Raw genomic sequence first — 22,650 nt, forward strand, 5'->3', positions numbered from 1 at the left:
GCCGCTTGCTATAGCAAGCGGCTTATTCTTCTTTTCTTACCATAGTCCAAGGATTTTCCACCATAGACCACCAATAATAACCCAAATAATGAGATGAACAATTGAAATGATAAAACCAATTGACCACCATTTATTTTGCGGAATATAGCCTGCCCCAAATAATACAGGTGCAGGTCCTACACCATAGTGAGTTGTTGCTCCAAATAAACCGGCAATGAAAGCAAGCAATAAGGCTGCAAGCATTGCTGGAGCCCCTGCAGCGAGAACAACTGATAAAAAGGCTGCATACATCGCACTAACGTGAGCTGTCCCACTTGCGAAAAAGTAGTGTGAGTAATAATAAATAATAGCAAGTATAATAAGCGCTAAGATCCAAGAATATCCACTAACAACGTTACTCATCACATCACTGAACCATGGAATAAGACCAAGCTCATTTAAATAGGTTGCAAGCGTTACAAGAGCTGCAAACCAAACAAGCGTGTCCCATGCTGCTTTCTCATTTTTAATATCGTCCCAAGATAATACGCCTGTGAGTAATAAAACAGATAAACCGATAAGAGCTGTTGTTGTTGACGCAATATTGAAAGACTCCCCAAAAATCCATAAGATCAGAACAAGAAAGAAAACGCCGATCATAAACTTTTCTTCCTTCTTCATCGGCCCCATTTCGGCAAGCTTTCCTTCTGCAATAGAAGCAGCTTCTGGGGTTTCTTTTACTTCCGGTGGATAAATTTTATAAATTAACAGTGGAATTACAATCAAACTAATAATTCCAGGCACAAAGGCTGCAACGGCCCAACCTGTCCACGTAATGTTAACACCTGCTACATCATGCGCAAGTTTTGCTGAAAGTGGATTAGGCGCAAAGGCTGTTAGGAACATTGTTGAGGTAATTAAGTTTCCTTGAAATCCAACTTTTAAAAGAAATGCTCCCATTTTACGCTCTGTTCCATCATTTGGTCTTGAGCCAAATGTCTCTGACAAAGCTGCAATGATTGGATAAATAATTCCTCCTGCGCGTGCTGTATTACTTGGAATAGCGGGCGCAAGCAATAAATCACTAACAAGGAGTGAGTACGATAGGCCAAGCGTCTTTTTTCCGAATCGCTTCACAAACAAGTAAGCAATACGTGTGCCAAGACCTGTTTTAATAAAGCCGCGTGAAATGAAAAAGGCAATCACAATTAGCCAAATTGTTGTATTGGCAAATCCGCTTAATGTTTGGTCAATTGTTAAAACACCTGTCACTGCAACGACAGCTAAGCTCAAAATAGCAAGCGATCCCATTGGCAATGGTTTAAGAATAAAACCAATAATTGTGGCAACAAAAATGGCTAGTAAATGCCAAGCTTTCGGGTCTACCCCACTAGGTTCTCGAATAAACCATATAAGGACTCCTACTGCTATTGTAATGAGAAAAGGAACAACTTTCACGTCAGGTCACCTTCATTTCGAGGTGAATGACTATGTAAGGACATCATGTTAAACATCTTCTTTCTATAATATTTTATTCTCTTTTCTTTTACTATCCCACATTTTATTCTTTTAAATATCAAGTAAGAAAAAAAGAAAATATGTCCAGTACAAGTCTACTCCAATTGTAAAAGTGAAAAAAGGCAGAATGCAGTTATTTTAGTTATATAAGAAATTCATTAGTTTCATTATAAAACAAGCGAAAGCCACGCTCTTATTCAAGAAACGTGGCTTTTGAACACCATCTCCAAAAGATGATTACTACCTAGTATAAATCATTTTTATTCAGAAACAAAATCAAGAAGATATTTTTAATAATATACCATGAAAAAAGTCCTAAACTCCTCTTTTTAAAGGTGACTTTACAACTAATAATTAAACCCTTTTAAGAAACTAAAAATATTCCCTTTTTATCATTTTTTGTAACAACTCCTAATATCATCCTTTTATTGGTATTATTAATTTGAGGGGGTATCTAATTATGGAGCGAATAGATGAGCTAGAGATTTTAATTAATTCAACGCGACAACAGCTAGAATTTTATCAGCAGTTCTATGGACCTCATAATCCAAAAACAAACCGATTGGAAGAGCAGCTCAATATCCTATTAGAACTTCAAGAAGAACATCGCTAACTTTTATATCTTCTCAACATGCAAAAAAGGCGGATAGAATCCGCCTTTTTTTAGACTGCAGCAGGTGTTTTAGCACCAATTGCTGGCATCAAGTCATATGTTAAGCATACAGGCTTGTTTGTTCTTGGATCACGCACAATCTCCGCATCAATTCCAAAAACCTTTCCTAATACTTCAGGGGTCATTACTTCATCAGGCGTTCCTTTACATACAACTTCTCCACTGTTTACAGCAATCATATAATCAGCAAATCGAGCTGCATGGTTAAGATCATGAATAACCATTGCAATTGTTCGGTTCTCCTGTTGATTAAGCGTTTGAAGAAGCTGCAAAATCTCTAATTGATGTGCTAAGTCTAAATAAGTAGTTGGCTCATCAAGTAAAAGCAAATCTGTTTCTTGTGCAAGAACCATAGCAATCCAAACACGCTGACGTTGCCCGCCTGATAAAGCTTCAAGGGAACGGTCTTTAAACTCTAACATCCCTGTTACTTCAAGAGCCCAATAAATAATATTTTTATCGCTTTCCTTCAGTTTTCCGAATCCTTTTTGGTGTGGAAAACGTCCATATGAAACAAGTTCAGCTACTGTTAAGCCACCTGGAGATTCTGGAATTTGGGGTAAAATTGCCATCTTTTTCGCAATCTCCTTTGTAGATTGCTTTTGAATAGCTTTACCATCTAAGTAAATATCGCCTGACGTTGGTTTTAAAATACGTGACATTGTTTTTAAAATTGTTGATTTTCCGCATCCGTTTGGTCCAATAATTGTGGTGATTTTTCCTTTTGGGATTTCCACTGTTAAGTCGCTTACAATTTTACGATCTCCGTAAGAAATAGACAGCTCTTTCGTTTCCATAATAGACATATCCCGTTCCACCTCTTCTTCCATCCTAAAGTTTTCTATTAACACGTTATTATTTTTATATACACGTTTAAATTTGTGATTGATTTTTATTCTCATTGATAATTATAATCATTATCACCACTTCGGACAATACTTTTTCAAGAAAAATGAGTACTTCCCTACAAAAAGACTCATTTTAACTGCTTTAATACAATCTTTTCCCACCACTTCCAAGGGAGTATTGTTTTCGCAAAAAGGTTCAGCTTTACTCCTTTGCCAACAGCATAGCGAAGTGATGGAGAGCGATGATTAGCGATTTTCGCTACTAGATCAGCTATTTCGCTCCGGTCTCCTAAACGATCCTTTCCGCCTTCAATGTAATTTTCAATTTTCTTCATTTGTGCCACGTATGCAGACTGTTCTCTTTTTGCGACCTTTTTTCCTTTTGTCCATATGTTTGTATTATATGATCCTGGCTCTATTAGCACCACATAAACACCAAATGGTCTCATTTCAAGGCGCAAACTTTCACAAAATCCTTCAAGCGCAAACTTTGAAGAGGAATAAGGAGAAAGGCCTGGAAATCCTATTTTCCCACTTATGCTACTAATATTAATAATAGTGCCTTTTCGATTTTGTCGCATAATTGGTAAAACAAGATTTGTAAGAGCGATGGCTCCAAACACATTTGTATCAAACTGTTGTTTAAAATCTGCTAACTCGCAGTCTTCAACAAATCCGCCTCCTGCATATCCTGCATTATTAACAAGCACATCCACTTCATCTATTTGTGCTAGTTCTTCGCGAAAAGCTGCAAGTGATGCTTCACTCGTTACATCAAGTTCTTTTACAGTAATATATTGCTTAACTTGGAGCTGTTCAGCTTCCTCGAGCAAGTCTTTTCCTTTTGCAATATTCCTCATTGTTGCATATACATAGAACCCTTCTTGTGCAAGCCTTAAACAAATCGCATAGCCGAACCCGCTTGAAGACCCTGTTACGATTGCATGTCGAGCCATTGTTACTCCCCCTCTTCTACCTTAAAACTGAAGCAAGATACCTGTCTTATCATCTGAGTGTAAGTTATTTTCACTCTCTAACTTCGCCAACTTGTATGCATAGCGTTCTAATCCTCCGGAACGAATATGTTGATATGTAGTTTCTAAACTTTCTGATGGATGAAAAAATCCATCGCTTACGAGTAATAAGCAGCTAACCTCATTTTTTTGAATCTCTCCATACTGAATATACTTTCTTACTTCTTCTTCTCCATTTGCAACAGAATAGCCATTAGGGGTGTTCGCTAGTGTTCGGTTATAACGTAAAGAATATAGAGAGTTTTTTTGGTAAAAATCTTCATCGTTGTTCTCTTTTCCTCTTAAACGCTCCATTTCTCTTTTTTGTTTTGCACGGGATCCTATCCCTTTTACCGTATCTTTCGTGAGAACAGTAACTTTGCATTCTTTATTTTCCATTACAATCATTGAATCACCAAGCTGTGCAAACTGAATTTTCTCTTTTTCCAACTTGATTAAGGCTACGCATGTTGACCAAAGTTCTTCTTTTTTATGAATTGAAATATGATGACTTTTCATCATCTCTAATAACTTTTTATTTGCTTTAACAACGGATTCTAACAAACTCTCCTCTTGTCTCACCTCTTCAGTAAAATACGCTTGAAAGCAACGAGAAGCTAGATATGCTCCATTTTGTCCTTTGCTATTTTGAAAAGGAGTGACAGGTGTTGCTCCATCAAAGACCCCATAAATGTTTTGTTTTTCATTTATAACATAAGCATCTTCACTTACTGTCTTACTTGGAGAACATAAAAATACAGTATCAATTTTCATTCTCATCTCTCCTTTTTTCCTGCTCTTATTCTTTCATTATATCAAGTTTTCCTCACAAAAAAGCTTCCCTCTTCATTATGAAGACTAGCAGCGGACTTATCCTCTATTTTATTAACGTTTTTCTTTTTGTATCATAGAAGTTGCCAAAAGTAAAAGGTAGCGTTCGTCCGTTGTTAGTCTTAACCAATGTTTTACTTTGTATTTCATTTGTCTCCCTCCCTTTTTTAACGTTTCTTGTAGCACGTCACTTTATGATATAAATGTATTCCCCGCTATCTTCGCTTCACAAACGTCCCCAACCTATAAATCGTTTGACAATATTTGATGAAATAAGATATATTTCTATCTTTTATATAAGAGCAAACTGGTTTTCTCACGAAATGTTGAAAACTAACAAAATCATTACAGAAAAAAGCAGAAGACCTAATAAAACTGGCCTTCTACTTTTCCTCCTTCTATTTCTCTGTAAATATCTCTCTTTCTACGTCTTCCATATGTTTTAATTCTTGAAAGGGTCGTTTCTTCCTTTTGCTTCTCTTCGTAACGCGCTTCAAAAACTTCTTCCCAATTTCGTGAAAGATTCATCTGTTCATACCAACTTTGAAAAAGTTCAAGAGGCAGTTGAACAGTATTTAAGTCTGCTTGCACAACTTCAAGCGGTGTATAGTGTTGAGCAATATGTACGTACCATTGCCATCCTATATTTTGCGCCACTTGAAAAGCTGTTGCTTCTTCTTTTATTTTCTGATCTCGTAAATCTTCTATGTATGAGTGCTCTTCATATTTATAATATTTAATGACAAATTTATCACACCAATAAACGAGATCTTGGTGAGTAAACTGGTTTTTCTTTTCACAAATCATTTCTAATAAAAATCGTAAGCTTTGAGCATTATAATCTAACGTAATTCTGTTTCCCACCGCTGTACACCTCCATAAACTCTACCTCTCTTTTTTACATCGGCTAAAATATTCTAGGTTTAATAACAAATAGGATAAAAGAATTGTATAAATAGACCTACATTCTTTAATTTCCATTCCATTTAATCCCTATCATTCTTTTACTATACTCATTTTCCTTTATTTATTGAAAATAAACCACATATTTTTAATGGCTACACTTCAATCTTTTTCCTGTATTTCCTTTCTTATTCTTAACCTTTGAATACTAATCCTAGTATTTACTAATGTAATAAATTATCCCTACATTTCTATTTTACTATATACATTACAAATTATTTACAACTAGTACTTTTCTAACTTAACTAAATTTTTAAAATATTATAACATTAATAATGAAAATAGTAAAAACTAGGAGGTTTTTTTATGAAACGATATCCTTTTCGAAAGCCACTACTTTCTGTCGCACTTATAGCAGGACTAGCAACAAGTACTTTTGGAATCCCATCCTCTTCGTTTGCAGCTTCACAAGTTGAAACATCCGCACTTACAAAAGAAGATCAAAAAATCGTTCAAAGTGTTAATGTTAATAACATATACAGTCATATTTCCCGCTTGTCTTCACAACCAAGAGTAGCAGGCACTCCTGCTGAATACAATGCTGTTCAATACATACAGCAGAAATTTTCTTCGTATGGATATAATGTTCAAATTCAGCCGTTTACTTTTGAAGCATATGTTCCACCAACAACACTCTCATTAGACGTTAAGAACGATAATACAGAGTACACTCCTCAAGCTTTAACATATACAGGAAATGGACAAGCAACAGGTGAGCTTCAGTACGTTGGATTAGGTACTGAAGACGATGTAAAAGACCTTGATTTGACAGGAAAAATTGCCTTAATTGAACGTGGAAACATCTCTTTTGCTGAGAAAGTACTAAATGCAGCCAAAAAAGGAGCGGAAGCGGTAATCATTTATAACAATGAAGACGGTGAGTTAAATGGAACGCTCGGTGGAGCTAATGATGCTTATGTTCCTGCTCTTTCTTTACCAAAAGATGTTGGTGAAAAACTCGCTAAAAAGCTTCAAGACGGAGAAACTGTAAATGCTGAAATCGCAGTTGAAGGTTCAAAATTAGAAACACGAACTTCTCACAATGTAATTGCAACGAAAAAAGCTTCAAATCAGAAAAAAGATACAGGTGAAATTGTCGTTGTTGGGGCCCATCATGACTCTGTTGAAGGAGCACCAGGAGCAAATGATGATGCATCAGGTGTTGCTGTAACGCTAGAGCTAGCTAGAGTGATGGCAAAAGCTAAGACAGATACTGAACTTCGTTTTGTAACATTTGGAGCAGAAGAAAACGGTCTTATCGGCTCTACAAAATACGTAGATTCGCTTGGACAAAACGATATTTTTAGAACACGCACAATGTTCCAGCTTGATATGGTTGGAAGCAAAGATGCAGGCGATCTTGTGATGAATACCGTAAGTGGGCAGCCTAACACAGTAACAGATGTTGCAGGCGCTGCTAGTGAACGATTGAATGGAGAACGAACTCCATATGGACAAGGAGACCGAAGCGATCACGTTCCTTTCGCTGAAGTTGGTATACCATCTGCATTATTTATTCATGAGCCAACAGAACCATGGTATCATACCCCAGATGATACGATTGACAAGATTAGTAAAGAAAAACTTCAAGATGTAGCAGAGATCGTCGGAGCAGGCGTTTACGATATTGCTAAGATCGATCGCCTTACACAAAATGTAAAGAAACCAAAACCAATGAAAAATGTTTCAAAAGAAGTCCAAGATGTAAAATAATAAAAGAGCAAGCCTTTTATTAGGCTTGCTCTTTTATTCTAGAGAAGATAAGAGTTTTGAGAGTACTTTTGCAGCTTGAGCCCGTGAAGACGATTCATATGGGGAGAAATTGCCGCTGTTCTTCCCACTCATAACTCCTAATGTATAAAGAGCATCAACTTTCTCCTGCGCCTCTTCTGAAATCATTCCTCTGTCTTTAAATGGTGCTTGTTCAATATGAGAAAGCTTTCCTTTTTTCCATTCATATGCTCTCATAATCATAAGAGCCATTTGCTGACGGGTAATGGATTGTTCAGGCGCAAAAATTTCCTTAGTTTTGCCTTGGATAATTCCTGCTTCATACAGCGCATTAACATCGTCACTTACCCACTCTGGAACATCTTTAAAAGGAGCAGCGTGAGAAACAGACGGGATATTTAACGCTCTTTTTACTATTTTAGCAAACTGAGCCCGTGTTACTTCTTCTTGAGGAGAGAAAGTACCATCCTCTTTTCCATCTACAATGCCTTTTTCTACAAGTTCTTGAATATATGTGTATGCCCAATGAGTTTTTGGAACATCTTTAAATTCTTTAGCTTTCCCTTCTATTTCATACAGAGCAACAGTTCCTGATACTTCGTTAGAAACGATTAAAAGTGGCGTCTTTGTTGGACTGTCCTTTTGATCAATAAACGTTATCCCTTCAGGCGCGGAATCTTCTTTCACATCTTCTGACATATCGCGACTTGAAAAGTACGTTGTATAGTGTGCTTTTGTAGGATTTGAGATATTATAAACCATCACGCCTCCCATCCGTTCAAGACCAATGAAAGCATACGTTTGACCACCAATTTCCCCTACTTCTGCAGCTTCTGGCTCTGGCCCTTTATCATCACTTCTATTATCTAGTTTTACTTTATCATTTGAGGAATTAAACGTTTCAGGATAAACCTTAGCCGTAATATCTTCAAACTGGGAGCCACTATCATATACTTTTTCTAATGTTTCAGCATCCCAAATGGAAAAAGAACGCCCTCCAAAAGAATACAGAGACTCATAGACGCCGTCTTTATTTTTCCCTTCTTCAATGCTTACTTTTAAATCTCCAAGCTTGTTCTCGTTGAAAAGCCCATTTTGAACCATTTGATCTATTTCTTTTTGAGTAAAACCTTTATAGTGTTTGGCATTCAGTTCAATTTTCTCACCGCTATTAAGAAGTTCCTTGATGGTTTTCTCTTCTCCATAAACCTCATAGTCGCGGGCATCTCCCTCATTCGGAGTTACGATATATCCTTTGTTGCCTTTTTGAAAATAATCAAGCGCATCTGGTTGGTACATTCCTAAAACAGGCAGGGGTTCAATATTAATTTTCCCATTATTCATTCCATCAAGGGCATTTTCTTTGAGAGAATGATCTTTCACTCCTAATCCTACAATCTCGTCAAACTTCTGCGTTTTTAAGTTCAACTTTGCAATCGCGTTATTTTCTTGAAGAGATACATATGCATACTCACTTTTCTCATCAACTGTAATATACTCGGGCTCAAGCTGTTCCATCAAAGTGCCTTTTGACTTCTTTCTCACTTCTCCTCGAATTGGTACATCTTGAAAAGAAACATTTATCGCCTTAATATTAGATTTTCTGATTTCTTCCTTTTTAAGATTATTGATTTCTTTTACATTAATAATGGAAACAGAACCTTCTGGATTTTGCTTGTAGTTACTGCTTGGTTCACCTTCATTTGCAGCGAGAAGAGTCTCTCCATCCGGAGTAAAAACAATGTTGTCAGGCAAAGCCCCTACCTCAATCTTTGTTAAAAAACTCCCTTCTTTATCAAGCAATACAATATAACCATTTTCCTGCTTCGGACTGCTCGGAACAGCAGCAGCTATAAAGTTCGCTTTCGGGTGTGTTGCAACACTTGTAATTCCATCCGCATTCTCAATTCCTAATTGTTTTAAAGAAATGCTTGCAGAAGGCTTTAAAGAGAGGTCTTCATTCTTGTTTAATGTTGAAAAATCAACAATATCAATAGATTTTTTCACACTGTTTGTTACAAATGCTTTTTTTGTATGTATGTCATAAGCTAATATTTCGGTTCCACCTTCACCAGATCTACTATCATAACTTGCGATTTTTTTAATTTGAAGCGCATCATCTTCTCGGTCTACTGTTAACTCCCTTTCTTCACCTTGCACCAAAGAAGCACTGCTTATAAAGGCACTTGCTGCTGTAAAAAGAGCTAGGGAAGCTTTAAGTCCTTTCATTTTCTCTCCTCCTTTTCTTTCAGCTTATTCTACACGCTAATTGTTAAGGAGCTATGAAAAAAACGTAAAAATTGTAAGAAAATGAAAAAAATCTCTTGTTTAAAAACAAGAGCTTTTTTTCTACTATTATATTAGTAATAACTACCTTCATCTTTTTTCCCATCACGTGTCCATTTGAAGACAGGATTATTGGGATTTGTCTCCTGGGTATATTCCCAGTTCTCTACTTCGTCATCATCGTAATCATATTCGTCCATGCCATCAATCAGCCATTGTTTTTTCTCTGAACTGTAAACTAACTGATAGTCACGAAGCGCTCCGTAGGACAAATCTTCAAATTCTTTTCCGCCGCTAACCTTGACTTTATTCATATAGGAAACAGCTGCAGATGCATTTGCTTTCCACTTTCCGTCGAAATACGAAATATCAAGAGAATCAAGATCAACAATGCCTCCCTCATATTGAGACTGAATTTCATCTAAGGCATCTTTGACCTCTTCAAATCCTTCTCCATAATTGGACTCGCCACTCATCAATTCTTGCGTTGCGTTTGAAAAAGCAGAAAGTTGAAACTCAGATGTCTCGTAGCGTGAAAAATCTTTGTTAAACAGCTCTACTGCCGAAACCAAATCTTTTTTCACTTTTTCATCAGACTGAGCCATCTTTTCGGAGTCAATTAGAAGACTTGTTTTCCCTGTTCCCCACAGCTCTTTTTTACGGTCTCCAATAAATGTAGCAAGATCTGTTTTTACCGATAGTTTAAACGTATATTCTCCAGGAAGAAATGGACCATATAGAGAATCTTTCTCTTTCGGAAGCCCCTTTTTAAATCCATTGGAGGAAAGGGTTACTTTCTCGCCTTCTTGTTCTCCCGTAATGGCGAGCTCCATTGTTTTCACTTCAAATTTATACTTTGGAAAAAACAACAGCTCTTTTCCGTCTTCCACAAGACTCACCTGTGAGTTCGTTTCGGTAAAGTTTTTTTCCTTAAGCTGCTCGTTCAGGCTATCTTCAATCGCTTCTAGACTGCTACTATTAGATTGTAAATAGTTTGCAAACGCTTGTAGGGAAGTTTTATTGACCTGTGCTTTTTCATTATTTGGAACAATAAGCTCACTCAATAAATCCGTATCTTTTGTTGAAACAGCTTTCTCAAACTCTTTGACTGCTTCTTCAGGACTTTGTGTGTTTTGTTGAACCACAATGCTTGCCCCTACTATGAGTAAAAGGACTATAGCGGCACTAGTTAGTATCCACTTCTTCATTTTTACTCTCCTTATTAAAGCAGTCCTTCACCAAATGCTGTGTTAAAATCTTTTACGGCAGATGAGTCAATTTCCCATTTTCCGTCTTTCAGTTTTAAGTCAATAGTCATGTCGTATGAACTGTTCTTTGCATCTGTATCTTCCATGATTTTATCAAATTTTGTAACTGCATATTCATAAGCGACTTCTCGGTCAAATGTTGCATTTTGTTCCATGTACTCCTTAGCATAATCACCTAAAGAATCATAAACGTCGGAAAGAGAAACGCTTGAATACTTTAATTTCACTTCTGCTTTATCTTTTCCTCTTGCTACAACTCTTGGTTCCAGTTTTGCCTTTTCTGCAAGCGTTGCTTTATAAGTGTCATACATCTTATTCATTTCTGAGTCATCTACATTTGTACCACTAGTTGCTGTGCTCATTCTATCAACAAATGCTTCTTTTGCTTGTTCTTCTATTTTCTCTTTATCTGCTGAAACTAGTTTGTCATAGTTTTTATCTTTTTCACCAAAGTAAAGAGTTTTCACATATGCTTCAACTGCTTTTGCAGGATCTTGAAGCGCCTCAAAACTATCATCATATTTCTTTGTATCTAGCTTGAGCATCACTTCTTCAGCTTCATCTTCCACGTCTTTTGTTCTTGGTTTTAAACCAACTTCATAACTTTTATCTTTCTCAACGTTAAAGTAGTACTTTACATTCTTGACTTTTTTGCCGCCAATAGTGCCGCTGCTATCGTCATCTAAGCCTACTTCTGTATCATATACGTTTTCAGGTTCTATCTGCTCGTCCCCATCATAAAGCTTAACTCCATCATATGAATCAAGCATAATTGAAGAATTTGTCTTGTTTGTAACTTTCACATTGACCTCAAGAAGACCTGTTTCAGAGTCTACAGATTGACCATCGTCCTCACTTGAAATTACATATGCCGCATCTTTAATTGTTGCTTCAATAACATCACTCTTAGACGAAGATCCTTCTTCTTTCGAACTTGACTCAGATCCACATGCAGCTAAACTTAAAGCTAGTGCTGAACTCATCCCTACAACACTTAATTTCTTCCACATAACACGTTCTCCTCCTGTTACTTAAAGCACAATTCCTCACCTGAATTTGCCATATGTATTTTTTAGTTCCCTTCACTCTTTTATGTATCAGCGCTGAATAAGAGCTCTTAAAAACTTCTTTTTCCATAATAAGTAACAATCGGGGGCTGGTCAAGGTAAATCACGTAAGTAAATTTACTTATTTTTCATACACTATTCCCTTTTATATCCTATATAAAAAACATTTTTAGTAGTGTAAAATACCTAAAAGAAGGATATATTCCTCCTTTTTACTAATATAGAAAATCACGAACATTTATTGCTCTAATGGGGTTTGTAGTTATCATTTTCTTTAACATCAACCTTTTTCTATAAAAGGATGTAAATGGATTTTCAAATAGTCCGTTCGATCTATTCTTTTTTGCTTCTTTTTCAAAAAAAAGAGAGAAGGACACCTCCTTCTCTCTTTCTTAGTCTTTTTACTTATAAAGAACGTAGTGCTTCTGAAACGTCTTGCTCTCCAGAAACTAAATCAAATCCATGTTTAAACGTTGCTTCTTCTGTAAGAGCAGTTACAACCGTTTTTGCTACATCTTCACGTGGAATAGATCCTCTTTCTAGATTTTCCGAAACTTTAACTTTACCTGTTCCAGCATCATTTAGAAGGCCCCCTGGACGAACAATTGTATAGTTCAGTGAACTGCTTTCTAATACTTTATCTGCATAATGCTTCGCAACATAGTATGGAAGTAAGTTTCCGTTCCAATTTTCACGGTGATGGGCTTGAAGAGCACTTACCATCACAAATCGTTCAATTCCAAGCTTTTCAGCCGCTTCGATAGATTTTCCCGCACCATCTAAATCTACTAGAAGAGTTTTGTCCTCTCCTGTACCTCCACCTGAACCTGCTGAGAAGATAAATGCATCGCAAGCTTTTCCCGCTTCTACTATCTCGTCTACTGTGCCTTCTAGACTTGCCACAACAGCTTCAATGCCATTATCTCTTAATTTTTCAGCTTGTTCTTCTTTGCGAACCATTGCACGCACGCTATGCTCTGTACTGTTTTGAAGAAGTGGCACGATATGTTGTCCAACTCCTCCGTTGGCACCGATAAGTAATACTTTCATATGTATCAGACTCCTTTTTCTTTTATTTCTTCTTATTATTTCAAAAGGATGATAGACGAGCAAACAATCTGCTTTAGGTTGTTTGCTTTCCCTCATAACAAATTTTTCTCTTTTTCTTATTCCCTAAACACGTTTAAAAAAACCTTTTACTACACTTCCATTCCCAAAAGTTGTTACTTTATCCCTATAATAGCATTTCCAAATTCCTACTTTTCTAACTTGGAGGGGATACCTCATTTTAGTAAAATTAAATAAGTTCAAAAATGAAAATAGCGAAAAAGAACCTGACATGGAGCTTCTTTTTTAGCCTTAGTGATTTTAATTGCCCTTTTTGAAAGCGTATACTTTATTTTACGGTCAGTAAATAAAGCGTATTTTCTATATATGATAGAAAGTACGCTTTGTTGTTTTCCCCTCTTAAAATACGGGTATAAAATTTATTTACCTCTTTTGTACACCTCTTTCTCTTTTTATCATACATATAAAGAGTGATTTTTAATTATTTTATTTTCGACAACTTTTGAGTGACTTCTCTGTTGATCTTTTGTAAACTTTATTACGACAATGTAAATAAGGAGGCTATCTTATGAGAATCCAAGATTTCATGCTTCAACCTGACTATGAACTTGTTCAATTTTCTTTCTCCTTAGTACGCGACGTAGAACAAAAACTTCGTTCAAAACATTTATTCTACGAAAATCAAGTAAAGAACTATGTAAAAGACCAAATTAATGCCTTTATTATAAAAATGAACGTCAAAAAAGCCCTAAGCACTGTGTACAAAGCTGAACTTCATATGCTTATTAAACATCGTTTAGACGCCTTAACACAGCGCTATAGCTTGCTTAAATGTGTATAAAAAAATCCTCCTAAAAAGGAGGATTTTTTATTTCACTGCTGCTTCTTCACGTTCAATAACAGCTAATCTTTCTTGAATTTCTTCTTCTGAAAGATCGTGCTCTTTTACATATAAGTTTCTTGGTGTCACACGACATTCGTGCGTGCAGCCGCGCATATATTTATGTTCATTTTCTTCTGAACAGATAATTTGCTTGTTACATTCTGGGTTTGCACAGTTTACATAGCGCTCACAAGGCTCGCCTGAAAAGTAGTCTTTCCCAACAACAACGTGTTCTACTCTGTTAACAGGAACTGTTAGACGTTTATCAAACACGTAGCATTGTCCATCCCAAAGTTGACCTTGCACTTCAGGGTCTTTACCGTACGTTACGATTCCACCATGAAGTTGAGAAACATCTTCAAATCCTTCACGTACAAGCCATCCTGAGAATTTCTCACAGCGAATTCCACCTGTGCAGTACGTTAAGATTTTTTTACCATCAAGCATTTCTTTATTTTCTTTGATCCAATCAGGAAGCTCGCGGAACGTACGGATATCCGGACGGATCGCTCCTCTGAAGTGACCAACATCATATTCATAGTCGTTACGTGCATCAATAACAAGCGTATTGTCATCTTGCATTTGCTCATAAAATTCTTTTGGCTCAAGATATTTTCCTGTTAACTCATGTGGGTTAATATCTTCGTCAAGCTGAAGATTTACAAGCTCTGGACGATAACGAACGTGCATTTTTTGGAATGCATGCTCATCTTCTTCATCAATTTTGAAGACCATATCTGCGAAACGTGGGTCCGCATGCATTTTTTTCATATATTGTTCAGTCTGTTCGACTGTTCCAGAAACTGTTCCGTTAATACCTTCATCAGCAACTAGAATACGACCTAGTAGCCCAAGTTCTTTACAAAATGCTAAATGTTCAGCCGTAAACTCTTCTGGATTTTCGATTTTTACGTACTGATAATAAAGCAATACTCTATATTGTTTGTTTTCCATAGTTAAAACATCCTGTTCAATTGTAGATTTGGTTGCAAGCCAACGCTATCCATTATACAACAAAACACTCCATATTGGAAACGACTTATTTTAAAAATGTAGTGAGCAGCTACTCTTCTACCACTATTTATCACCTTTTCACTATTTATGGAAATGCTTATTTATTGTATGATAAAAAGAAAAAGATAAAGGAGAAACCGGTATGAATGCTCTTATGAAGGATCTCGAACAAGAAATGACCCCTTTATTTTCTTCCTTTCTTAATCCTCCTGCCTCAGAGGAAAAGATAAAAGAAGTAGAAAAAGAAATTGGCGTTACGTTTCCAAGCGAACTTCGTCAACTATACCTTTATAGTGATGGAGAAGGAGAAAATGGGCCAGGTTTTTTCTTTGGTCTTCCTTTTCTTTCATTAGATGGGCTTCTAGAAGAATGGAGGGTATGGAAAAGTATAGGGACTGATTTAAATGAAGAAATTGATTCTTACTCAGTGCCAACTGGCTGGATAGAAGAACTATATACAAGCTCTAAATGGATCCCTATTAGCAAAGATTTCGGTGGCAATAATATGGGCGTTGATCTCTCTCCTGATGTGCAAGGAATGAAGGGCCAAGTTATTAATTTTGGACGAGATGAAGAAACAAAATATGTTATTGCCCAAAGCCTGAATGACTTTCTTCGCTTTATGTTAAAAACAATTCGAAGCGGAAATTATACGATATATGATGAGGATGACACAGTATCCTGGTCATATGGAGACAGCGGTGGCGATCATTTTTTTGATGAGCTGTCTGATATGAGTCTTCCGGTACTTCGTCCTCAGTTTGCTTCTACATCACCAAACGAGCTAGAGCAGTGGTACAATTCGCTTAACTCATCATGGAGAAAAATTGTTGATGAAACATCCTTGTCTCCACAGCAGTTTATAAAAAGCAAACAACTTTATTTTCTAAGAGGGCCAAAGGTAAATGACCTTTCACCTCTTTCTCTTTGTACAGAAATGAAAGAGCTTATTTTAAGTGGCAATAATGTAAAAGATTTAAGGCCTCTTGCAGGGATGAACGGGTTAAAAAAGTTATTTATAGCACATACTCCTGTTGAAGACGTAAGATCAATCAGTCACCTTCCTCATTTAAAAGAATTAAACGTAAGTGCAACAGCCTTAAAAGATTTAGCACAGCTTGCTTTATTTCCAGTCTTAAAAACACTTCATATCAAAGAGATGGGACATCTTAATTACAGTGGACTTTCACAGCTATCCATTCAGTCTCTTTTCGTTTCTATTGAAAACGGTGAGCAACTTTATGCTCTCTCAAAAATAAAGCCATTAAAACACCTGTCTATTTCAGACTTACAAAATGTAAAACAAGAAGAAATAGAAGTTCTTGAACAACTAACTAACCTTCAAACACTTGAGATTTCAGAAGGATCTTTTCTTCATCTTGATTTTATGAAGAAGATGCAGAAACTGAAACAGCTTACTTTTTCTGATTGTATTGTAAAAGATGCCGAAGCATTAGCAACCCTTCCACAGCTTAAAGACTTAGAGCTGAGAGGTTCAGAAATAGTAAACCTAGAAAAAATTGCTCGTTCTTCTTCTCTCAAAAAATTTTCAGGGTCTTTTAAGCAGTTCAATCTTTTAAAAGACCTTTTTAGTCAAAAAGTTGATTTTTCTACGCTCATTGGTGAAACATCAGCGGAAGAAGAAGACATTTGGCATCATTATTTAAATGAACAACGTAAATAAAATCGGTTTTGGGATTCCTCCCAAAACCGATTTTATTTTTTATTCTTATTGTGGAAGTGTCGCAAATTTCACACATACTGGCTCTGGAACAGTTACATCTTTTTGAAGAGGGGAAAGTCTTCCTGTTTCTTCATCTCTTCTAAACAGAACAAGATTGTCTGACTCTTGGTTTGAAGCGACCACAAATTTTCCTGTTGGATCTAATACAAAATCACGTGGCCAGTCTCCTTCTGTTGACGTATGTTCCACAAATGTAAGCAATCCTGAATCACCGTGAACTTTGAATACAGCAATGCTATTGTGACCGCGATTTCCCGCATAAACGAATCGTCCGTCATGTGATAAATAGATAGCGCTTCCTTGATTGTTCTCCGTAAAGTCTTCTGGAATAGTTGAAATGTATTGAAGCTCTGTAAATGCACCGCTTTGTTCATCATAGCGAAGTACAATAACTTCTGAGCTAATTTCTGTCATAACATATGCATACTTTCCATTTGGATGGAATGCAATGTGACGTGGACCGCTTCCTTCTTTCGTAGAAAGTGTAGCTACTTGCTTAAGTTCTTTACCTTCTCTTACATATGTTACAATTTGATCACTTCCTAGATCAATAGCAAGTATATATTTTTCATCAGGCGTTCGTCCTGCATAGTGTGTATGAGGCTTTTCTTGTCTTTCATGTGGACCAGATCCCTCATGCGCAACAATGTCAAGTGCAGTATTTACAGTGCCATCCTGCTCATTAACTTCATATAGTTCAATTGTGCCTTTATGATAGTTTGCTGTATAAATTTCTGTATTTTCATCATTTGTTGTTACATGACAAGGAGGTGCTCCTTCTGCTGTTACTGTATTAAGTTCTTTCAGTTCTCCTCCGGTGACAACATATGAAGCAAGTCCACCTTCTTCGCCTACTTTTGCTACAGAGTATAAATATTTCTCATCTTTACTTAATGTTAAATATGTAGGATTATCTACATGTGCCGCTTCCTTCACAGAAGAAAGCGTTCCATTTTCCACATCAAGTGTGAAGGAATAGATTCCTTTACTTCCCCTTTTTGTATATGTACCAACATAACCAGTAAACTTCTTGCTTTCCATGTAAATACTACCTCCCCAAAATAATTGATTTCTTTTATTGTAAATGACCTTTTCCATTGAGACAACGTTCAATTTGTTCAACCTTACACAATCAAGCGAAAAACCTTCTAATTTTTTGCTCTTGTTGAAACACGGTGTACCTCACGCGCCATCTCTTCTAAAAGATAGACAACAGGCATTTGTGTGGTAATATTCGCTCCATTTATCCATTCTTCGTTTACATAATAAGAAATATTCACATCAGCCATCTTGCTCATTGTGCAATGTTTGTTATTCGTAATACTCACAATATGACTTCCGCTCTCTTTTAACTGATGAATGTGGGACACGGTAAAGCTAGTTTCTCCTGATACAGACAGAGCTATTGTTGTACTATTATGTAAAAAATTGGCCTGAATAGGCATATAAGGATCTTTTACATACATAGATAGCTTTCCAATACTCGAAAAATATCGAGCACCATATTCAGCTAAAATACCAGAGCTTCCTGTTCCAATAAAAATAACGTTATCACAACTTGTAATAAGATCGACGGCTCTCTTTATTCCTTCTTGAAAACTCTCAATTCTTTCTACAAACTCAGAGAGAGCATATTGGCTGCTTTTTACTTTAACTTCCTGCGATTGATTTAAATGAAGCTTCAATTTTACTTTAAACTCTGAAAAACCTTCACAGTTTATTTTCCGACAAAACCGTAAAATGGTGGACGTTGAAACATGCGTTTCATTAGCAAGATCGCGAATTCGCATATATACGACCTTTTCTCCATTTTTACAAATGTAGTTATATAAAGCAGTTTCAAGTTCATTAAACGAAGAAATCATTTCACTTGAAAACATTTTCTCCCCCCTTTTCTTTTAAGAATAACATGAAACATAGTGTTTCGGAAATGTAACAAATGCCTTTTAACGTCATAAAAACCTAAACACCCTCTCTCTATTTACTCTCTTTTAGTAAAGCGATTACAATTAACGTGTACTCAACTTTAGTTATTGGAGGTTTTCACAATGTCAAAAGGAATTAAAATTGTAACTATTGGTGGAGGCTCAAGCTATACACCTGAACTAGTAGAAGGTTTTATTAAACATTATCATGAATTGCCACTAAGAGAGCTTTGGCTTGTTGATATAGAAGAAGGAAAAGAAAAACTAGAGATTGTTGGCAATCTCGCAAAACGCATGATTGCAAAATCTGGATTAGATATTGAAGTTCATTTAACTTTAGACCGCAGGGAAGCATTAAAAGATGCTGACTTTGTTACAACACAGCTTCGCGTTGGTCTTCTTGATGCTCGTGCAAAAGATGAGCGCATTCCATTAAAACATGGCGTATTAGGACAAGAAACGAATGGACCAGGTGGACTTTTCAAAGGTCTGCGCACAATTCCTGTTATTTTAGACATCGTGAACGATATTGAAGAACTATGTCCAAACGCTTGGCTCATTAACTTTACAAACCCAGCTGGTATGGTAACTGAAGCTGTTCTTCGCTATAGCAATCACAAGAAAATTGTTGGCTTGTGCAATGTACCAATCGGAATGGAAATGGGGATTGCTAAATTATTAGATGTTGATCATTCTCGAATCTCTATTGATTTTGCTGGTTTAAATCATATGGTATATGGACTAGATGTTTACTTGGACGGAGTTAGCGTAAAAGAACAAGTAATTGAAAAGCTATCAGATCCTGAAAACAGCAGCTTTGTGAAAAACATCGAAGGTCAAGAATGGGAGCCTGGATTCTTAAAAGCTTTAAATGCGCTCACATGCCCATACCACCTGTACTACTATAAAAAAGAACAAACGCTGCAAAAAGAGCTTAAAAACTTTGAAGAAGGCACAACGCGCGCGGAAGTTGTGAAAAAGCTAGAAACTGAACTATTCGAACTGTACAAAGATGAAAATCTAGCCGTAAAACCACCTCAGTTAGAAGAACGTGGCGGTGCTTACTATAGCGATGCAGCTGTTCGCTTAATTTCTTCTATTTATAACGATAAGCGAGATATTCAACCTGTTAACACAATCAATAACGGGGCAATCTCATTTATCCCGGCAGAATCTGCTGTTGAAGTAAGCTGCGTTATTACAAAAGAAGGGCCTCGTCCGGTTGTGAATGGTGAAATTCCAGTTGCTGCTCAAGGACTTGTTAGCCAAATTAAATCATTTGAACGCGTTGCCGCAGAAGCTGCTGTAACAGGAAGCTATGACACGGCTCTTCTTGCCTTAACAATTAACCCGCTTGTACCATCTGATAAAATGGCTAAAGTCATTTTAGATGAAATGCTAGAAGCGCATAAAGACTATTTACCAAACTTTTTCACACGCGTTGAAGCTTAAATAAAAGACGGTCTGAATTTAATTTCAGACCGTTTTTTTGATGGATACTGGATTGTTAAAAGCTAGTTATGTCCCTAACATTTTGACCCACTACTCATGAAAAATCCCCCATTTTGCAATGGAGGAATGAAGAATATATTATATGTTACTTTGCCCCTTATTTAGCTTTTTCGTCATTAAACTTACAATAATCGTTACAATTACGTTAATAAATAATGCAATGAATCCAATATTTAAATCTTTTACTCCCTGAGGAATGTTAGGGAACAATGTTGCAATCGTTGTTCCGCTTAGCGTGATGTAAGTTACAGTAGCAAGTCCAACAATAATACCTGACGCTGCTCCTTGCTTTGTTACAAAGTTGCGTTTTCTCAAACTAAAAATCAAACTTGGAAAAAGCTGCGTCATAATGTTATAGCCCATAAGTGAAATTGTGGCGAGAGTTGTTCCTTCATTTAACGTAAAATAAACTGAAATAAGAGCAATAAAAGGAACAAGCATTTTCGCTAATTTAACAACTCTCTCGTCAGGTGCAGACGGAACGAATACTTTATAAACATTTTTTGATAATAGTGTTGAAGCACTGAGCAAAATCATGGAGCCAGGCACAAGCGCTGTTAGCAGCCCAGCACCTCCAATGATTCCAATGAACCATGGATCAAATGTCTGAATTGATAAGCTTAATAAAGCTAAATCAACGTCCCCTCCCTGCAAGCCTGGAACTTTTAAAACAGCTGCATATCCTACAAAAAAGACAAAAAGAAGCATAAGTGTATAAAGTGGACTAATCATCGCATTTCTGCGAAAGACTTTTCCACTCTTCGCTGTATATGTTGAGCTAAATACTTGTGGCCACATATAAAAGCCAAGCACAAGTAAAATAACGGTTGAAATAAACCAAGACACGCTATAGCCTTCATCTGGTAGCTTTAAAAGCTCAGGCTTTGCACTGTAAATGGCTTGAAACATATCGTGATAGCTTCCATAATAATGAAGGGGGAGATACACTCCTAAAAATCCAATAATACCAACCATCATAAGATCCTTAATCACCGCTGTCCACGCAGAACCGTGAATTCCTGAAATCATTACATACACCGTCAGACAAATTGCTCCTACCCAAACAGCTGTCGAAAGAGAAATAGCTCCATATGAAGCTTGTGACACGATAATTCCAAGCCCTTTAAGCTGAACAACAATAATAGGAATCATCGCAATAACACCAACGATTGCTACTAGCACACCTAAATACGGGCTTTTATATTTACTTACAAAAAAATCTGATTGAGAAACTAAATTATGTTCTTTAGCATATTTCCAAATGCTTGGAAGAAGCCAATATGAGAGAACATAAGAAAGCGTAATATAGATCATAACGTACAAAGCAGGCGTTCCTTTTCCATACGCCCAGCCGCTTCCTCCTAAAAAGGAGAACGTTGTATAAATTTCCCCCGCCATCAGTAGAAAAACAAATATTCCACTAAAACCACGGCCTGCTACTGTCCACTCTTCTAAGTTCATTTCTTTTCCCTTTGAAGCACGGATACCTAAATAAAGAGCTAAAAGTAAAAATGCTAAAATAATAAAAAGTGCCAAATTCATTTTTCTTCCCCTTCCCGGTTTCGCGGGTCTAATTTGTACATAATGCCTAGAATGACTGATGTTAACACTGTCCATAAGGCCATCCAAAACATATTAAAAGGTAACCCTAATACAAAAGGCTCTATTCTGTTTACAAAGGGAAGAAACCCTAATATAGCAATAAAGGGTACAAGCGAAAGTAAATAGATCTTTCTCATCCAGAAAACCTCCTTATCACAACTCATCCCCTATACGACATCTGTTATAGAGGAGTAACTTTTCTATTATAAAACGAATTTTAAAAACTACAAAGAAGAATTGCTTGGCATTGTGAATTTTCTTATATGAGAAAGCTTTCTACTTCGGCAATAGTTTCAGCCACTATTTGCTGATGACTCGGATCAAGCGTATAAAAGCTCACCAAAAAATGTTCGATAAGCTCTTCATCAATGCTTTCAAGCGTTTGAGGAACATACTTCTGTCCCTCATAGGTATAAGCCCAATAAGCAGTATACGCTACTGTACTCACAACACAGTCCCAAACCTGTTCAGTCTCCTCTTCCATATCTATATACCCTGTATAATTAAATAAACCTGACTCATCGCTTCCATCCTCAAGCAATGAGTACAGATCATCTCCTTTTTCTCTTTGAACTTTCGACCAGTCCGCACAGCGTCTCAGCGCTCCTTTTGCTTCTGAATACCCTTCTATCCCCCTTAATCGATCTACAACCGTCTCACTTAATAGAACTAAACAAGCAACTTGACTCCTTGGACTTAACATTAAAAAACGCTCTAGCATATTA

The 22,650-nt window shown here is 36.6% G+C and carries 20 protein-coding genes; 5 read left to right on the plus strand and 15 right to left on the minus strand.

What is annotated here, in order from left to right; all coding sequences use genetic code 11:
* Positions 1-36: 36 nt before the first annotated feature.
* Positions 37-1,437, minus strand: coding sequence for an anion permease (locus MOC86_RS08860; RefSeq protein WP_268583816.1), 1,401 nt, complete (start codon positions 1,435-1,437; stop codon positions 37-39).
* Positions 1,438-1,957: 520 nt separating this feature from the next.
* Between MOC86_RS08860 and MOC86_RS08865 the strand changes: the two genes are divergently transcribed.
* Positions 1,958-2,110 (plus strand): hypothetical protein, encoded by a 153-nt coding sequence (locus MOC86_RS08865; RefSeq protein ID WP_019392156.1) that lies wholly within the window; start codon positions 1,958-1,960, stop codon positions 2,108-2,110.
* Between the two features lie 50 nt (positions 2,111-2,160).
* Here the strand turns inward: MOC86_RS08865 and MOC86_RS08870 are convergent, their stop codons facing one another.
* The 4 genes from MOC86_RS08870 to MOC86_RS08885 all read right to left on the minus strand — a co-directional run bounded on the left by MOC86_RS08870 (position 2,161) and on the right by MOC86_RS08885 (position 5,726).
* The gene (locus MOC86_RS08870; protein WP_040056475.1) at positions 2,161-2,976 is read right to left on the minus strand and encodes an ABC transporter ATP-binding protein; all 816 of its coding nucleotides are present in this window, start codon (positions 2,974-2,976) and stop codon (positions 2,161-2,163) included.
* Positions 2,977-3,146: 170 nt separating this feature from the next.
* Positions 3,147-3,974 (minus strand): SDR family oxidoreductase, encoded by an 828-nt coding sequence (locus tag MOC86_RS08875; RefSeq protein ID WP_268583817.1) that lies wholly within the window; start codon positions 3,972-3,974, stop codon positions 3,147-3,149.
* Positions 3,975-3,995: 21 nt separating this feature from the next.
* Positions 3,996-4,805, minus strand: coding sequence for a PP2C family serine/threonine-protein phosphatase (locus tag MOC86_RS08880; RefSeq protein ID WP_268583818.1), 810 nt, complete (start codon positions 4,803-4,805; stop codon positions 3,996-3,998).
* Between the two features lie 423 nt (positions 4,806-5,228).
* Entirely contained in the window at positions 5,229-5,726 is a 498-nt protein-coding gene (locus tag MOC86_RS08885; RefSeq protein ID WP_243518839.1) for a hypothetical protein, read from the minus strand.
* Positions 5,727-6,131: 405 nt separating this feature from the next.
* Between MOC86_RS08885 and MOC86_RS08890 the strand changes: the two genes are divergently transcribed.
* Positions 6,132-7,538 (plus strand): DUF4910 domain-containing protein, encoded by a 1,407-nt coding sequence (locus MOC86_RS08890; protein WP_268583819.1) that lies wholly within the window; start codon positions 6,132-6,134, stop codon positions 7,536-7,538.
* A 33-nt stretch (positions 7,539-7,571) separates the two neighbouring features.
* Here the strand turns inward: MOC86_RS08890 and MOC86_RS08895 are convergent, their stop codons facing one another.
* The 4 genes from MOC86_RS08895 to MOC86_RS08910 form a co-directional block, all read right to left on the minus strand.
* Positions 7,572-9,785 (minus strand): choice-of-anchor I family protein, encoded by a 2,214-nt coding sequence (locus tag MOC86_RS08895; protein ID WP_268583821.1) that lies wholly within the window; start codon positions 9,783-9,785, stop codon positions 7,572-7,574.
* A 131-nt stretch (positions 9,786-9,916) separates the two neighbouring features.
* Positions 9,917-11,050, minus strand: coding sequence for a TcaA second domain-containing protein (locus MOC86_RS08900; protein ID WP_268583823.1), 1,134 nt, complete (start codon positions 11,048-11,050; stop codon positions 9,917-9,919).
* A gap of 14 nt (positions 11,051-11,064) precedes the next feature.
* A complete protein-coding gene (locus MOC86_RS08905) occupies positions 11,065-12,120 on the minus strand; it encodes a DUF5105 domain-containing protein (protein WP_268583824.1) in 1,056 nt (351 codons plus the stop codon).
* Positions 12,121-12,582: 462 nt separating this feature from the next.
* Positions 12,583-13,227, minus strand: coding sequence for an SDR family oxidoreductase (locus tag MOC86_RS08910; protein ID WP_268583825.1), 645 nt, complete (start codon positions 13,225-13,227; stop codon positions 12,583-12,585).
* Positions 13,228-13,813: 586 nt separating this feature from the next.
* Between MOC86_RS08910 and MOC86_RS08915 the strand changes: the two genes are divergently transcribed.
* Positions 13,814-14,086 (plus strand): hypothetical protein, encoded by a 273-nt coding sequence (locus tag MOC86_RS08915; RefSeq protein WP_268583826.1) that lies wholly within the window; start codon positions 13,814-13,816, stop codon positions 14,084-14,086.
* 27 nt (positions 14,087-14,113) lie between these two features.
* Here MOC86_RS08915 and MOC86_RS08920 read toward each other — a convergent pair whose 3' ends face one another.
* Positions 14,114-15,082 carry a rhodanese-related sulfurtransferase gene (locus tag MOC86_RS08920; RefSeq protein WP_268583827.1) on the minus strand — a complete coding sequence of 323 codons (969 nt, stop codon included), beginning with the start codon at positions 15,080-15,082 and terminating at the stop codon, positions 14,114-14,116.
* Between the two features lie 202 nt (positions 15,083-15,284).
* Here MOC86_RS08920 and MOC86_RS08925 point away from each other — a divergent pair, with 202 nt between their 5' ends.
* Positions 15,285-16,826, plus strand: coding sequence for an SMI1/KNR4 family protein (locus MOC86_RS08925; RefSeq protein WP_268583828.1), 1,542 nt, complete (start codon positions 15,285-15,287; stop codon positions 16,824-16,826).
* 45 nt (positions 16,827-16,871) lie between these two features.
* Here the strand turns inward: MOC86_RS08925 and MOC86_RS08930 are convergent, their stop codons facing one another.
* Together MOC86_RS08930 and MOC86_RS08935 are read right to left on the minus strand one after the other, a co-directional pair.
* Positions 16,872-17,927 carry a lactonase family protein gene (locus MOC86_RS08930; RefSeq protein ID WP_268583829.1) on the minus strand — a complete coding sequence of 352 codons (1,056 nt, stop codon included), beginning with the start codon at positions 17,925-17,927 and terminating at the stop codon, positions 16,872-16,874.
* Between the two features lie 107 nt (positions 17,928-18,034).
* On the minus strand, positions 18,035-18,766 hold the full coding sequence (locus MOC86_RS08935) for a MurR/RpiR family transcriptional regulator (protein WP_243518807.1): 732 nt from the start codon (positions 18,764-18,766) through the stop codon (positions 18,035-18,037).
* A 168-nt stretch (positions 18,767-18,934) separates the two neighbouring features.
* Here MOC86_RS08935 and MOC86_RS08940 point away from each other — a divergent pair, with 168 nt between their 5' ends.
* Positions 18,935-20,263: a 6-phospho-beta-glucosidase gene (locus MOC86_RS08940; RefSeq protein WP_268583831.1), complete on the plus strand. Its 1,329-nt coding sequence runs from the start codon at positions 18,935-18,937 to the stop codon at positions 20,261-20,263.
* A 138-nt stretch (positions 20,264-20,401) separates the two neighbouring features.
* Here the strand turns inward: MOC86_RS08940 and MOC86_RS08945 are convergent, their stop codons facing one another.
* From MOC86_RS08945 to MOC86_RS08955, 3 genes are all read right to left on the minus strand, one after another.
* Positions 20,402-21,865, minus strand: a complete 1,464-nt coding sequence (locus tag MOC86_RS08945; protein ID WP_268583832.1) for a sodium:solute symporter family protein — start codon at positions 21,863-21,865, stop codon at positions 20,402-20,404.
* A complete protein-coding gene (locus MOC86_RS08950) occupies positions 21,862-22,062 on the minus strand; it encodes a DUF3311 domain-containing protein (protein WP_061805382.1) in 201 nt (66 codons plus the stop codon). The genes MOC86_RS08945 and MOC86_RS08950 overlap by 4 nt, the downstream gene beginning before the upstream one ends.
* A gap of 122 nt (positions 22,063-22,184) precedes the next feature.
* Positions 22,185-22,646 (minus strand): Imm6 family immunity protein, encoded by a 462-nt coding sequence (locus MOC86_RS08955; RefSeq protein ID WP_268583833.1) that lies wholly within the window; start codon positions 22,644-22,646, stop codon positions 22,185-22,187.
* Positions 22,647-22,650: the final 4 nt, after the last annotated feature.

Origin of the sequence: Priestia endophytica (assembly GCF_026790145.1) — a bacterium.
Taxonomy (GTDB): Bacteria; Bacillota; Bacilli; order Bacillales; family Bacillaceae_H; genus Bacillus_I; species Bacillus_I endophytica_A.